This window comes from Pseudomonas sp. WS 5059 (assembly GCF_012985525.1).
Classification (GTDB): Bacteria; Pseudomonadota; Gammaproteobacteria; order Pseudomonadales; family Pseudomonadaceae; genus Aquipseudomonas.
Genome location: NZ_JAAQWO010000004.1, coordinates 60,993 through 75,763 on the forward strand (window position 1 = coordinate 60,993; position 14,771 = coordinate 75,763).

Annotated in this window: 11 protein-coding genes and 1 tRNA gene; 4 read left to right on the forward strand and 8 right to left on the reverse strand. The window is 56.6% G+C overall.

Features of this window, described 5'->3' with window-relative positions; all coding sequences use genetic code 11:
- Positions 1-104: 104 nt before the first annotated feature.
- From HBO12_RS12710 to HBO12_RS12735, 6 genes are all read right to left on the reverse strand, one after another.
- A complete protein-coding gene (locus HBO12_RS12710; RefSeq protein ID WP_170042304.1) occupies positions 105-1,142 on the reverse strand; it encodes an RES family NAD+ phosphorylase in 1,038 nt (345 codons plus the stop codon).
- Positions 1,143-1,145: 3 nt separating this feature from the next.
- Positions 1,146-2,084, reverse strand: coding sequence for a sce7725 family protein (locus HBO12_RS12715; RefSeq protein WP_170042305.1), 939 nt, complete (start codon positions 2,082-2,084; stop codon positions 1,146-1,148).
- Between the two features lie 4 nt (positions 2,085-2,088).
- The gene (locus HBO12_RS12720; RefSeq protein ID WP_170042306.1) at positions 2,089-2,991 is read right to left on the reverse strand and encodes a sce7726 family protein; all 903 of its coding nucleotides are present in this window, start codon (positions 2,989-2,991) and stop codon (positions 2,089-2,091) included.
- 748 nt (positions 2,992-3,739) lie between these two features.
- Complete coding sequence (locus HBO12_RS12725; protein ID WP_170042307.1) at positions 3,740-4,207, reverse strand: hypothetical protein; 468 nt, start codon at positions 4,205-4,207, stop codon at positions 3,740-3,742.
- A gap of 115 nt (positions 4,208-4,322) precedes the next feature.
- Positions 4,323-4,988, reverse strand: a complete 666-nt coding sequence (locus HBO12_RS12730) for a DUF6933 domain-containing protein (protein ID WP_170042308.1) — start codon at positions 4,986-4,988, stop codon at positions 4,323-4,325.
- Positions 4,989-5,123: 135 nt separating this feature from the next.
- Positions 5,124-5,200 (reverse strand) — tRNA-Arg (locus HBO12_RS12735).
- A 369-nt stretch (positions 5,201-5,569) separates the two neighbouring features.
- On the opposite strand from HBO12_RS12735, the gene gabD reads away from it, so the two are divergent.
- The 3 genes from gabD to HBO12_RS12750 all read left to right on the forward strand — a co-directional run bounded on the left by gabD (position 5,570) and on the right by HBO12_RS12750 (position 9,817).
- Complete coding sequence (gene gabD / locus HBO12_RS12740; protein WP_099170293.1) at positions 5,570-7,012, forward strand: NADP-dependent succinate-semialdehyde dehydrogenase; 1,443 nt, start codon at positions 5,570-5,572, stop codon at positions 7,010-7,012.
- Positions 7,013-7,192: 180 nt separating this feature from the next.
- Positions 7,193-8,473: a 4-aminobutyrate--2-oxoglutarate transaminase gene (gabT, locus tag HBO12_RS12745; protein ID WP_169953951.1), complete on the forward strand. Its 1,281-nt coding sequence runs from the start codon at positions 7,193-7,195 to the stop codon at positions 8,471-8,473.
- A 132-nt stretch (positions 8,474-8,605) separates the two neighbouring features.
- The gene (locus HBO12_RS12750; RefSeq protein WP_170042309.1) at positions 8,606-9,817 is read left to right on the forward strand and encodes an HDOD domain-containing protein; all 1,212 of its coding nucleotides are present in this window, start codon (positions 8,606-8,608) and stop codon (positions 9,815-9,817) included.
- Positions 9,818-10,055: 238 nt separating this feature from the next.
- On the opposite strand, the gene HBO12_RS12755 is transcribed toward HBO12_RS12750, so the two are convergent.
- Entirely contained in the window at positions 10,056-11,063 is a 1,008-nt protein-coding gene (locus HBO12_RS12755; protein WP_169953949.1) for a sensor domain-containing diguanylate cyclase, read from the reverse strand.
- A gap of 267 nt (positions 11,064-11,330) precedes the next feature.
- Positions 11,331-12,512 carry a delta-9 fatty acid desaturase DesA gene (gene desA, locus HBO12_RS12760; protein WP_169953948.1) on the reverse strand — a complete coding sequence of 394 codons (1,182 nt, stop codon included), beginning with the start codon at positions 12,510-12,512 and terminating at the stop codon, positions 11,331-11,333.
- 165 nt (positions 12,513-12,677) lie between these two features.
- Between desA and dibA the strand changes: the two genes are divergently transcribed.
- Entirely contained in the window at positions 12,678-14,588 is a 1,911-nt protein-coding gene (gene dibA / locus HBO12_RS12765; protein ID WP_170042310.1) for a phosphodiesterase DibA, read from the forward strand.
- Positions 14,589-14,771: the final 183 nt, after the last annotated feature.

Here is a 14,771-nt window from a genome sequence, read left to right on the forward strand (position 1 = left end):
TCTGTATCTGGTGCCGGCGAGTCTAGAGCTTGATCTCTAGATCATTGATTTTAAATGAAAAAATATCAACTTTTTGCTGGGATACACATCGGGATACATGGAGGTCAACGAAGGACGGCCACATCCGCCAGCACTGTTTGAACCTCGACTTTAGATACATAGTGCATCGATGCGCCTCTCGCTCGCGCTTTTTGCGGATAAAAAAGTGCCATATTCATCTCGCTTCCTACAGAGCTTCTGTAAATAACTCCATCAAAACCAAATTTTTTAATCATTTCGCATAAATATTGACTGGGGATGTAGTCAATTGCTGCTGCCCTTGGTAGAACAGGTCGTGTTAGCTCCTCTCCAAGACGCTCTAAAAACTCCACATCACCCCGCAGTTGGATAATGTCACTTTCATTTTCGCAAATGAATGGAGTAACTAGTTTTCTCGGGAATCGAAGATCAACTAGATTAACTTGCTCAGTTAGTTCAAATTCAGCAACCGTAACTAGCTCCCCTGTGTGGGGCCTGATTTCCGAAATGGCTGTATTTAGATCCGAGGCAATATAAAGATAGGAAATGCCTGCCGGGTTCGCCCTACCGTGAGTGGCTTTTTCCTTGGGAGGAGGGCCCATCTGATCGACGGTATATGGAACGGATGTTTCCTGTATTCGTGCGCGATACCACACAGCTGGTATATCAGCATTCTGCAAAATTAATTGAGTTGCTAAGAAATGCATCCGCTCGTCATTAATTGTGCCTTTAGGAAAGAATCGGTTTTCTTCCATTAATTCCGTTCTGAGTCGAGCCCATAAGTTAAGGTTGGTCGATGTGGGTTGAGAGATTGGGGCATAGTTTGTTCTGAGAAGATTTGCATCATCAAAGATTTCGCCTAGTAACTCTTTGGTTTGTAAAATAGAAAGAGAGTCACATAGCCTCCAATCTAATTTAAACCACTCAGCTAGGTTTTTTCCGCCGTCCTCCGTTACTACGTAACTTCCCTGCAGTTGCTCAAAAAATTCCCTTAAAAGTATTGGGGCGATTAAAGGTACATTTTCGGCCTTGCAAAAGGAGCAGGCTCCTGTCTCTGAGGCCTTAGCAACAATTTCTCGAGAAATTTGCCGGTCTTCAAAACACAACGAGCAACATTTCGGCATGAGTCAGCCCCTGAAATATTGCGCGAGAGTTTCTATGTGGTGCTTCATGGAAATTTTTTTAATAGACCCTAAGCCAGGAAAGTGTTTCTCTCGATGAAGTTGGAGAAATTCTTTAACAGCGGAGCTTCGAAAGATTTTCGTGTCAGGCTTTTCTACTTCATTGACAAGTTTTGTGAGGGCTTCGTAAAACTTTCCCGCAGGGTCCGTTGGAGTGTCCTGTCTATCGGATTTGAAGTGATGAATAAACATAGCATCATCCATTTCTGGATCGATAAATGTTAGGTGGATAGCCACAGCATAAGCTGGTCCCCCAGTTTCTGAATATTCATCTCCGACGATTAAGAAGTCGCCAAAGCCGTTCATTCCTTCCTCTGCAAAGGTTACATGCAAATCTGAGAAAGGCTCTGTGTCAGGGTACTTGCTATTTGCTTGTTTTCTAAATCCATCTCTTAGCAGAATCCGGTTGGGCGATTCAAAATGTCTGCGATAGAGTTTTCCGCAATGTGCTTCAAGGAAAATATGATCTGCTTGAATATTTTCGTTGTTTATAGCGATCGAAAGATCTTTAGGGTCGGAAAAGCCCGCATGAATAAAACTGAGTTGGCGTCCCTTAAATCTTTCTGCCAGCTCAATAGCCATCCAGGTAGTGCAGGAGGAATTTAAAAGCACGCCGACAGATATATTTTGGCTGGATTTCAGTTCTCCCTTAATGAAGGAGTCAATGGCATCCGCCTTTTCCGTATGGTCGCCATAGGTTGGATTGGCGATCAATATCGCGTTGGCCTTTGCTTGACTGAGTTGGTCGACTGCTCGCTTTAGCCCGTTGAGGGACTCTCTAACTGGCTCAATTATAGGTGTAAAATTACTTTCTGAAAAAATATCCGCGCACTCGCGAATAGCTAGTAGATCAAATTGCTTGCCCCTGAAATATGGATAGTACATTCAGTTATGCCCAGGCTAGGGCCTCCCCAATTTGAGTGTTGATAGCCCCTAATAGCTTGGGCTGGTCCTTTTCTTTTATAGGTGCAGAAAAAATGGCAGCTACTAATGATTGCGGAAGCTGTGACAAGAAATTTGCCAACGTATGTGAGCTTCTAGAGTGCCTCATGACATTGACCATCTTTGCATGAACTTCGTATGGATCTAGCTCGCTGAATATATTTCGTAGGGTGCTATGTATTTCAGTATTGGGGACGTTAGGAGCTACCACTCCTAACTCCGAGAGCAGACTAATTGCTTCTCCAATTTTTAAAGAGTCAAATATTACTTCAGGTCGAACTAGATCTGGCCTGTCTACGGCCTCTCGTACAGTGGAGATGGTAAATCTGTCACTTAATAATAGAACGCCTATTTCGTCTTCGGTTCTCTTAAGTACTTCATCGATATGATTTTCCCCGGTGGCAACATAAACTTTTGAGAATACTTTTCGATACGAGGTTACTTGGTTTTCTAGTCGATCAAGTCGGTCTCTTTCGGACTTGATTTCATATGCTGTAGCAGTGCCGTTAAAAATTGCCACATCGACTTTACATGTTTCAACTCTGAACTCTGTTAGCAATGATGCTGTCTTTAAAGAATGCCGCCCTAGCAATAATTTATTAGTTATTGCTGATTTATACGAGTATTCAGTTCTATAGATTTTTTTTCTGAGTACATTAAAGGCTGCTTCAAACGCAGTACTCACGGAGTCCGAAAGCTTAAGATCTTCTAGTAACTGACTTTCGAGCAATAGACGGGAAAAAAGAGGAGAGCGACCTTTAGTCGCAAGCTCCCGTAAAACAGCAGCGGAGAACAGTCTTGCAATCGCAGACTGTTGGCTATTATCGAAAGTCTTAAGGGTCATGCTCATTACAACAAATCCTTGGCTACCCCGTGGGCTTCGAGTGAAGAGGTCAAAGCAAACGTCGTTATCCCTCACGCGAGCAGCCTATTCTTTAGGCAGCATTATGCATGAATAGCAGAATTGTTGCCGAGGTCAAGCCATACGTGGCTTCGGCAAGCCTGGCCAAGACAGCTCTTTTCCCGTCCTCACTGGCGTGGCTCGCGCTAGTTGGTACTGCTACTCGTGCAGTACCAAAGGGCGTGCAGGGTTTTGCAAGGGGCCCTGCAGGTGCAAATATCCCGATGAGCCCTGGCTGGGCTACTTTTGATCGAGTGCAGGGGCGCAGAAAAAGCGACCTATTAAGCTCGCAGGTGTGGTGGGGGGACAACAGCGCGCGCCGAGGTGGAGGCTCGCCATCCAGCGCCGGGAGCGACCAGTGGGACCAGCCAGAAATTGGTTCTCAGGAGCTCAGCTGGCGCCATGGCCAGCACTTCCATTGAGCTAGTGGGGTATCTCATCGAAAACGAAAAAGCCGCCCTAAGGCGGCTTGCATGCTGTGTGTGGGATCGAATTCAGGACGTTTGCGTTTGAGTATGTTGCTCAATCATGGCATTCAACTCCGAACGACGGCGCGCTCGATAGATCGGGCTCTTCAACTCTTTCTCGCCGGTGGTGAAATCGTCACGCGGAACGATAGAAAGCGCCTGCCACACGGCATTGTCATCGACGGGTAACGCAGCACTGGCTCGATCAATAAAACCGAATAGGGTTTCTCCTAGGCGTCCTGCTTGCTCGCTGCTGACGGCCTTTTTTCGTCGTTAAACGTCGCCTCCTGATAGAACGTGTCCCTCTCTATATCTCGTTGGATGATGAGATTCTTGCGCTGCAATGCTTTAAGAAACGCCACTGCTTCTGGCAGTGCGAAAAGAGAGGTCGCAGAGGTGGTGAGGCAATGTTCGCCATAAAGCGCAAACGCCGTCTCACTGCTGCTCAGGTAGCGCTCACGAGCTTCATATGTATCTATCTGACACAGTTCCATTCCCGGTTGCAGTTCGCCGGCCAGACAAGCGTGTTCCAGCGCCAGTTCGCAGCTGTCCAGTTCCTGGTGTCTAAAGTTGCGAAAATCTTTGGTCAGTAAGCCATCGCTTTCCCGGAAAAGCTTCCGCCAGGTAGCTCCAACCAGCATCGCTTGCTGTTCGGCCACGCTGGCCGTTTTGCGGTGCTTTTCTTCTCGCGCTCTCAAGCCCGCAGCGCCTGGGTATATCGGCGGTTCATGACGGTGTTGAAGTAACCCTCCGAAATTTCCGGATAGTTCGAGCCAAGCTATCGAGCACCTAGCTCTCCACGAGGGGGATGTTTCATGGTATCCGGCGCCTTTGTTGAAACGCTTTGGCTATCTGTTCAGCAGTGGTTCGTTGAGCGAAGCCAAAGTTTGCCCGCCAATACTGGAACATTTCCTCGTCTGGATGGAAGTACTCGGAGCTGCCGCCAATGCAGCGCAAGTGGCTGTTAACCCACTCATCAAAGCCGATGGTTTCATGGATATTCGCAGGCAGGGCGCCCATCTCGGCAGCCAGATCCTCTAAGTGGGCGAGGTTCTGGTTCATATGACCTTGCACGCTACGATCACTGCGTTGCACAAGTTCAAACTCCAGATGCTGTTGCACAAAACGCTCGAAGACTGACGGGAAATCTGCCTCGCTGAAAAAACCGAGTTGCATACCCACGCGTAGCATCTCGTTAAGCCAGCGCTCGACAAAACTGCGGGTAAAGTCATGCAGGTCATTTTGCTTGATGCCCACAAACACCATGGCAAAGCGGGTTTCCATGTGCATCGCCAGCAGCACTGATTTGCGCTTGATTTTGACGGTGTGCAGTTGCCATTGCGCCGATGAATGACGCTGGTGGTCTGAGTCGGTACGCCAGTTCGGGCTGGGTGCAGCTTGGACTCGGGAGACTTGCTTGCCATTGTCCTTGTGGGAGAAGAATTTACAGGTGGCTTGGGTGCAGTTGAACGTCAGCATTGGATTTTCTGCCTGAGTTTTTTCGTTTACCTGTTGCGCCGTCGCCAATCGGAGTCGACTTCTTATACTGCCCAGCTAGAGTACAGCACCCACAAAAAAGCCCCAGGTCTTGCGACCTGGGGCTTTTTTTGTATCTGGTGCACCCGGCGGGATTCGAACCCACGACCCCTGCCTTCGGAGGGCAGTACTCTATCCAGCTGAGCTACGGATGCTTGTGCGGGCGCCATCATACCCATGTCGACCTTGGGCGTCCATGCTGGTTTTTGACCGTCTGCCGGTAGGATTCTGGTGCAGCGAGGCTCTGTACCGGGCGGTGTGTGCCGGTGATGCGCAATTCGGCTCCGTTACGCCTGTCAGAATAGTCTGGCTAATGCGCCGTTTTCGTTCTTTTTTTCGAACAGACTATTGCCCTGCCCCCCCATTGATCCTAGGATTCGTTTGAGATTTCAAACGCTCTGTCTCCCGTGCGCGATGTTTCAGCTTGCGCCCAGTGACTGATTTCCCTGACGGCAGCCTTCGAGGCGCCTTTCAACAACTCTAATTTGCCCCGCGCGCGCGCGGTGCTGTTAAGGAAAGCCGACATGCAGCTTAAAGACACCCAGTTGTTCCGCCAGCAAGCCTTTATTGATGGCGCTTGGGTCGATGCGGACAACGGTCAAACGATCAAGGTCAACAACCCCGCGACTGGCGAGATCCTGGGCACCGTGCCGAAGATGGGCGCCGCCGAAACCCGTCGTGCCATCGAAGCTGCCGACAAGGCCTTGCCGGCCTGGCGCGCACTGACCGCCAAGGACCGTGCGAACAAGCTGCGTCGCTGGTTCGAGCTGATTATCGAGAACCAGGATGACCTGGCGCGCCTGATGACCCTGGAGCAGGGCAAGCCGCTGGCCGAAGCCAAGGGCGAAATTGTCTACGCCGCTTCGTTCATCGAGTGGTTCGCCGAAGAGGCCAAGCGTATCTACGGTGACGTGATCCCTGGCCACCAGCCGGACAAGCGCCTGATCGTGATCAAGCAGCCGATCGGCGTCACCGCCGCCATCACGCCGTGGAACTTCCCGGCCGCGATGATCACCCGTAAAGCCGGCCCGGCCCTGGCCGCCGGTTGCACCATGGTCCTCAAGCCTGCGTCGCAAACCCCGTTCTCGGCGTTCGCCCTGGCTGAACTGGCCCAGCGTGCCGGGATTCCAAACGGCGTGTTCAGTGTGGTCTCCGGCAGCGCTGGCGATATCGGCAGCGAGCTGACCAGCAACCCGACCGTGCGTAAATTGTCCTTCACCGGCTCGACCGAAATCGGCCGCCAGTTGATGGCCGAATGCGCCAAGGACATCAAGAAAGTTTCCCTGGAGCTGGGCGGCAACGCGCCGTTCATCGTGTTTGACGACGCCGACCTGGATAAGGCCGTCGAAGGCGCGATCATCTCCAAGTACCGCAACAACGGCCAGACCTGCGTCTGCGCCAACCGCCTGTACATCCAGGATTCGGTGTATGACGCGTTCGCTGAAAAACTCAAGGTGGCCGTGGCCAAGTTGAAGATCGGCAATGGTCTGGAAGAAGGCACCACCACCGGTCCCCTGATTGATGAAAAAGCCGTGGCCAAGGTCCAGGAACACATCGCCGATGCCCTGAGTAAAGGCGCGACGCTGTTGGCAGGCGGCAAGGTCATGCAAGGCAACTTCTTCGAGCCGACCATCCTCACCAACGTGCCGAAAAACGCTGCCGTGGCCAAGGAAGAAACCTTCGGCCCGCTGGCGCCGCTGTTCCGCTTCAAAGACGAAGCCGAAGTGATCGCGATGTCCAACGACACCGAGTTCGGCCTGGCCTCCTACTTCTATGCCCGCGACCTGGGTCGTGTGTTCCGTGTGGCCGAGGCCCTGGAATACGGTATGGTCGGCGTCAACACCGGGCTGATCTCCAACGAAGTGGCGCCGTTTGGCGGTATCAAGGCGTCGGGCCTGGGCCGTGAAGGCTCCAAGTACGGCATCGAGGACTACCTGGAAATCAAATACCTCTGCCTGGGCATCTAACCGGCAAGGTATCGCTGCAAACGCAAAGGGCACGAGAGCGCTGTCCCTTTGCGTGTTTCACACCGTTATTCGAAGTGGCCGGGAAAGCTGTGGCAGTCGATCATCGCATGCTGCCGTAGTTGCCTCCCCGCCACGTAATCCTTGGACCACGCCACCCGATGAGTGGCGAATGAGGACTTTATGAGCAACAAGACCAACGCTTCCTTGATGAAACGCCGCGAAGCCGCTGTACCGCGCGGTGTTGGCCAGATTCACCCGATCTTCGCCGAATCTGCGAAGAACGCCACCGTGACTGACGTTGAAGGTCGCGAGTTCATCGACTTCGCCGGCGGTATCGCCGTGCTGAACACCGGTCACCTGCACCCGAAAATCATCGCGGCCGTGACCGAACAGCTGAACAAGCTGACCCACACCTGCTTCCAGGTCCTGGCCTACGAGCCGTACGTGGAGCTGTGCGAAAAAGTTAACGCCAAGGTCCCAGGTGATTTCGCCAAGAAAACCCTGCTGGTCACCACCGGTTCCGAAGCCGTTGAAAACGCCGTGAAAATTGCGCGTGCCGCGACTGGCCGTGCCGGTGTGATCGCCTTCACCGGTGCCTACCACGGCCGCACCATGATGACCCTGGGCCTGACCGGCAAGGTCGTGCCGTACTCCGCTGGCATGGGCCTGATGCCCGGTGGCATCTTCCGTGCGCTGTACCCGAACGAGTTGCACGGCGTGAGCATCGACGACTCCATCGCCAGCATCGAACGCATCTTCAAAAACGATGCCGAGCCGCGTGACATCGCTGCCATCATCATCGAGCCGGTGCAGGGCGAAGGCGGTTTCTACGTCGCGCCTAAAGCCTTCATGAAGCGCCTGCGCGAACTGTGCGACAAGCACGGCATCCTGCTGATCGCCGACGAAGTGCAAACCGGTGCCGGCCGTACCGGGACCTTCTTTGCCATGGAGCAGATGGGCGTCGCCGCCGACCTGACCACCTTCGCCAAATCCATCGCGGGCGGCTTCCCGCTGGCCGGTGTGTGCGGTAAGGCCGAATACATGGACGCCATCGCCCCGGGTGGCCTGGGCGGCACCTATGCGGGTAGCCCGATCGCTTGCGCCGCGGCCCTGGCCGTGATGGAAGTGTTCGAAGAAGAGCACCTGCTGGACCGCTGCAAGGCGGTTGGCGAGCGTCTGGTCACCGGCCTCAAGGCTATCCAGGCCAAGTACCCGGTGATCGGTGAAGTACGTGCCCTGGGCGCGATGATCGCGGTCGAGCTGTTCGAGGATGGCGACAGCCACAAGCCAAACGCTGCGGCGGTTGCCTCGGTAGTGGCCAAGGCGCGTGACAAGGGCCTGATCCTGCTGTCGTGCGGCACCTACGGCAACGTGTTGCGCGTGCTGGTCCCGCTGACCTCGCCGGATGAGCAGTTGGACAAAGGCTTGGCGATCATCGAAGAATGCTTCTCTGAGCTGTAGGCTGACCTGATCGACAGAAAAAACCCGCTTCGGCGGGTTTTTTTGTGGGCTGTGCAGCTATTCAGGCCTTGTTCATTGTACGCAGGCGCTTCCTTTGTCTAATGTGCAAGGATTGCCGATGGAGCGTGCTGCATGACTGCTGTTGATTTACCTGCTGTACCCCGAGTGCTGATTGCCGAGACCGACCCCTGGTCGCGGGATCTGCTCAAGCAGGTGTTGTTGAATGTGCGCTGCGACGCGCGGCTGGATGTGTGCGCCGACGGGCAGCAAGCCGCCGAGTTGTTGCGAGATAAACCTTACGATTTGATCATTGCCGATTGGGAGCTGCCGGGCGTTGATGGCCTGAGCCTGTTGCGCAGTGTGCGTCAGCGTCGGCGGGTGCCGGCGTTGCCGTTTATCCTGCTGAGTGCGCGCAATGACGGCGCCAGCGTGCGCGAAGCGTTGCCGCTGGCGCCCACCGCCTACCTGACCAAACCTTTGAACATGGAAGGCCTTACGCAACGCCTGCAGGACTTGCTGCTCAACGAAGGCCAGACGGTGTATTGCGAAATCCCGGCCCTGGCGGCGGGCATGTCCTTGCCGGTGTTCCTGGAGCAGCGTCGCGAGCTGTCGGACGGCGCGCCGCTGCGGGTTGACGTAAAAGCCGCCGTGCAACGCAGCCTCGCGCCGCAGGGGCTGGACCTCAAGCAGCTGGAAGAACAGGTCAAGGTTGATCCTCAGATCACCGCCGTGCTGATCGCCGCCGCCAACAGCGCCGGCCAGCACGGCACGCCGGTGCAGACGCTGTCTATGGCGCTGCATAAGCTGGCGGCCGGGCAGAGCATGAACCTGATCCTCGGCCTGGCCCTCAAGCACAACGTGATCCTCAGCGATGCAGTCTTGATGGAGTACGCCGAACGCCATTGGCAACTGTCCCAGCACACTGCGCAATACGCCCGCGCCTTGGCGCGCATGCTCGACCTGGATCACGAGCGCTGCTACAGCGCCGGTATTCTCCATCGCCTGGGCGACCTGGCCCTGCTGCGCAGTTTGCAGGAGTGGCGCCAGGGTGGTGGCGAACTGGACGATGAGTTGGTTGGCGAGTCGTTGTCCACCTTTGGCGCCAGTTATGGCTCGGCGCTGCGTACGCGCTGGCGCTTGCCCCTGGAGCTGCGCCAACTGGTCGCGGCGATCTACTCCCTGGAAGGCGGGGTGTATTCCCGCGAAGCGCTGGTGATGAATATGGCGGCGCAACTGGCGGGGCTGACCGAGCATGAAGGGGTCGAGGCGCTGGCCAAGGGCAAGACGGCGCGGTTGCTCAAGGTGGGGTTTTCAGAACTCACGCGCATCCGCAAGCCTGGGTAGGCGTTGTGTCAGGCAGCCACAATGCTGAATGTGCCGCCGCCATCGTAGCCTCGCTGAAGCTCGACAACTCCCACATTGGTTTTGTGGTGCGTCCAAAATTCCCGGCCTGGTCGAGATCCCACATTGGTTTTGTGGGGTATCCAGAATTCTCGCCTGGTCGAGATCCCCTGTGGGAGCGGGCTTGCCCGCGATGGCGGTGGTCCAGGCGCTTTTTTTAGCGCCGTGAAAGGGCAGGCATTCAGCCGGCAATCACCCGGTTCTTGCCCTGGCGCTTGGCTTCATACATGGCTGCATCGGCCCGGGCGAACAGGCTGTCCAGGGTTGCATCTTCGGCGCTGAGGCTGGCCAGGCCCTGGCTGACGGTCACGCTATAGGGTTGGCCTTCATGGCTGAAGCCCAGTTGCCGCACTTCCTGGCCCAGGCGTTCGGCGACTTGCATGGCCCTTTCCGGGGCGCATCCGGGCAGTACCGCGGCAAATTCTTCGCCGCCAATGCGCCCGAACAGGTCCCCACGGCGCAACACCCCGCGACCGCTCTCGGCGATACGCAGCAACACCTGATCGCCCTCCAAGTGGCCGTAGGTGTCGTTGATGGCCTTGAAATCATCGATGTCGAGCAGCAGGAAGGCCAGCGGCAGGCCTTGGGCACAAGCGCGTTCGAATTCGTGATGGGCGCACTCGAAGAAGTGGCGACGGTTGCTGCTGCGGGTCAGCACGTCGGTGGTGGCCAGGCGTTGCAGTTCGAGCTCCAGGTGCTTTTTTTCGGTGATGTCTTCAGCGATGCCCACCACAATCAGCGGCTTTCCCGGCGTGGCCTGCTGGTTGGTAAAACACTTGTCGCTGAGCCAGCGGATCTGCCCGTCTGCAGTGATGATGCGGTACTGGCGATCCTCCACTGCACCCAGCTCCAGCACCTGGGCCAGGCTGTGCTCGGCGTACTGCTGGTCTTCGGGGTGGATGCTGTCGCGCCAGCCGCGGTGCTCGGCCAACAGCAGGCTGGCCGAGCGCCCGAAGATGCGCTCATAGGCGGGGCTGACGTACAGCACGCGCCGGGTTTCCCACTCGATGGCCCAGAGCACGGCGTTGACACTCACCAGCAGTGAGCTCAACAACTGTTCGCGCTCGCTCAGGCGCTCCACTTCGCCCTGGGCGTGCATCAACGCCAGTAGGGTCGCGGCAGCTGCCGGTCGCGACGTATCCGTCGAATCAGGTGTGGTGGAGGTAGGGGAGTCCGTTTCGTGGACCATCGGCACAATTCTCTCTGGACATGCCGCAGCATTGAACAGCAGTCAAAACAAGGCCCGCCAGGATGGCGAAGTGTTGTTTGAGAGAGGGGAATTGCAGCTAAGTTCCGTTATCAGTCGCGATTGAGGCGGAATGTTCGGTGACTGTGAAATGGCGCCAAAAAACTGTGGGGCTGGCTTGAAATGTACCTGGGCCTTGTAGGAACTGGCTTGCCAGCGATGGCGGCCTTGAAACTAGGCCTCATCGCCGGCAAGCCGGCTCCTACCGTGTCAGGCGCTGGGGCGTAGGGAGTAGGTTTTCAACTGGTGGGCAAAGTCGCGCAGGGACTGGATCCCGCTGGCCTCGGCCTCATGCACCCATTCCTTGATGGCGGCGAGCATGTCATGCCCGTTGCTGCTGGTCTTGAGCCAGATCTGTTGCAGCGCCAGGCGCTTTTCGTAGATCACTTTCAAGGCCTGGCTGTGTTCCAGCATGCCCTGGATGCGCAGATGGTGGCGCTCATCCAGCAGGCTGGTTTCCCGTGACAGCAGGCGCTTGGCCCGGTGGAACTGGTGGCGTACCGAATGATCGACCTTCTCCAGCTCCTGCTTGACCAGGGGCGCGATCACCAACTTGCGGTACTGGGCCATGATCTGGAAGCGGTTATTGAGGATCGCCATGGCGGTGTCCATGTCCAGATGGCCCTTGCCCTCGACCCGGTGGGCAATCGGTGCGACGCGTTGCACCTTGGCCAGGCGCAGGAAGCTGAACACCTTGATCCAGGCCCAGCCCAGGTCGAATTCCCACTTCTTCACCGACAGCTTGGCGGAGTTGGGGTAGGTGTGATGGTTGTTATGCAGCTCTTCGCCACCGACGATGATGCCCCACGGCACCAGGTTGGTCGCCGCGTCGCGGCATTCGAAGTTGCGATAGCCGATGGCATGGCCCAGGCCGTTGATCACGCCGGCGGCCCAGAACGGGATCCACATCATCTGGATCGCCCAGATGGTGATGCCGATGGTGCCGAACAGCAGCACGTCGATGACGCCCATGAGGGCCACGCCCAGCAGCGGATAACGGGTGTAGAGCTTGCGTTCGATCCAGTCGTCCGGGCAGTTCTTGCCGTAGATGCGCAGGGTCTCGGGGTTTTCCGCCTCGGCGCGGTACAGTTCGGCACCTTTGCGCAGGACCGTGGACAGGCCCTTGATCACCGGGCTATGGGGGTCGTCGACGGTTTCGCACTTGGCGTGGTGCTTGCGGTGGATAGCGGTCCACTCGCGGGTGTTCTGCGCCGTGGTCAGCCACAGCCAGAAGCGGAAGAAGTGTTTCAGGCCGGCATTGAGCTCCAGGGAGCGGTGGGCCGAATAGCGGTGTAGATAGACCGTGACGCCGATAATGGTCACGTGGGTCATCAACAGAGTGACTGCCACCAGTTGCCAGGCTGACAAGTCAAGAAAACCGTTGTACCACATAGGCTGTATGGCCCTCAGATAAAGAAAAGAACAGCTGACGCATTATCACTAAGCCTACAGATAAAACCAGTCGCCCTTTTGAATAGGAGTGACGAGATGTTACTTATTCTATAATCCGCAGCCTTTGTAGGGCGATTCTGTTTTTTAGTAAGGATTACTAGTTATATGCTGCTTTCATACCGAGGTGCCCTACGTGCAGGGCTGGTGTACTTGCTGCTTTCCGTCCTGTGGATCCAGCTCAGCCAGCAGGTATTTATCAATTTCATCGATGAACCGACGGAAATGGTCCACTGGCAGATGCTGCGCGGCTATCTGTGGGTGACCCTCAGCGCCCTGTTTATTTTCCTGTTGTGCGCCCGCAGCGCCCGCGTTCATCGCATCCAGCAACCCTTGAAGGAAAACCGCGAACGCCTGCGCCAGGCGGCGGCGGTGTTCGATTGCACCCGCGAAGGGGTGTTGGTCACCGACGCCCGCGGGCGGATTGTCCACGTCAACCGCGCCTTTATCGAAATCACCGGTTACCAGGTGGATGACGTAATGGGCCGTCAGCCGAGCCTGTTCAAGTCCGGCCGCCATTCGCCGGCTTTTTATGAGCAGATGTTTCGTACCCTCAATCAAGACGGGGAATGGAGCGGCGAGATCTGGAACCGACGTAAAAGCGGGGAAATTTATCCACAGTGGCAAACCATCCGCGTCATCCATGACGACCAGGGCCAGGTCAGCCATTACGTGGCGGTGTTTTCCGACATCAGTGCCATCAAGCATTCCGAGCACGAACTGGCCCACCTGGCCCACCACGACCCGTTGACCGACCTGCCCAACCGCCTGCTGTTCACCGACCGCGCCGAACAGGCGCTGGCCTCGGCGCAGATCCACAAGCGTGGCTGCGCGCTGCTGATGCTGGACCTGGACCACTTCAAGATCATCAACGACAGCCTTGGCCACAATGTCGGCGACCAGTTGCTCAAGGCCGTGGGCGAGCGCCTGCAGGGCCTGTTCGGCCCGGGCGTGACCCTGGCGCGCCTGGGCGGTGATGAATTCGCGGTGCTGGCGGAAAGTTGTCCACAGGTGGTCCAGGCGGCCGCCTTGGCCCAGCGCATCATCGACGGCATGAAGCAGCCGTTTGTGTTCGATGGTCACCAGTTGTTTGTCAGCGTCAGTATCGGCATCAGCCTGTTCCCCAGCGACGCCTTGAGTGCCGAACAATTGCTGCGCAACGCAGACTCCGCGTTGTTCAAGGCCAAGAGCTCCGGGCGCGAAGGCTACGCCTTGTACACCGAGGAGCTGACCGCCCACGCCCAGCACAGGATCGAGATCGGCAATGAGCTGCGCCGCGCCCTCGATCAGCAAGAGCTGCGGGTCTACTACCAGCCGGTCCACGACCTGCAAACCAGCCAGATGATTGGCGTGGAAGCCCTGGTGCGCTGGCAGCACCCATTGCGCGGCCTGGTGCCGCCAGCAGAATTTATCCCGATTGCCGAGCGCACCGGGCTGATCGCCGAGATCGATGCCTGGGTCATGGACCAGGCCTGCCGGCAGATGTGCCGGTGGCTGGCAGAGGGCCGGGGCCTGTCCTTCCTGGCGGTGAATATCTCCAGCCGCCTGTTTGCCCGCCACGAACTGTACGAGCAAGTGGCCAAGGTGCTACATGAAACCGGCCTGGACCCGGCGAAACTGGAGCTGGAAGTCACCGAAAGCGCGGTGATGGACGACCCGGAAGTGGCCCTGGAGCAACTGCACCGCCTGCGCGAGCTGGGCCTGAGCCTGGCGATCGATGACTTCGGCACGGGCTATTCGTCACTGCTGCGCCTCAAGCGGTTGCCGGTGCAGAAGCTGAAAATCGACCAGGGTTTCGTCGCCGGCCTGCCGTGGGATGAAGACGATGCGGCGATTGTACGGGTGGTCATCGCCCTGGCGCAGAGCATGGGCATGCAAGTACACGCCGAAGGCATCGAGCAGATGGAACAGGCGCGGTTCCTGTTGAATCACCAGTGCGATCTTGGCCAGGGCTACTGGTTTGGCCGGCCGATGCTGGCGGCTGACATCGATTGGGCCAGGGCACCCGCCATCCACTAACCCCCACCGGGGGTTGGAATGCAACAAATGTGGGAGCGGGCTTGCCCGCGATGACGGAGTGTCAGCCAGTAAATCTGGCACTGATACACCGCTATCGCGAGCAAGCCCGCTCCCACATTTGCATCTGCGTACGCCTTAACGTCGTGTCCTGCCTGAAAATTCTTTCTGGTTATATAAACATTC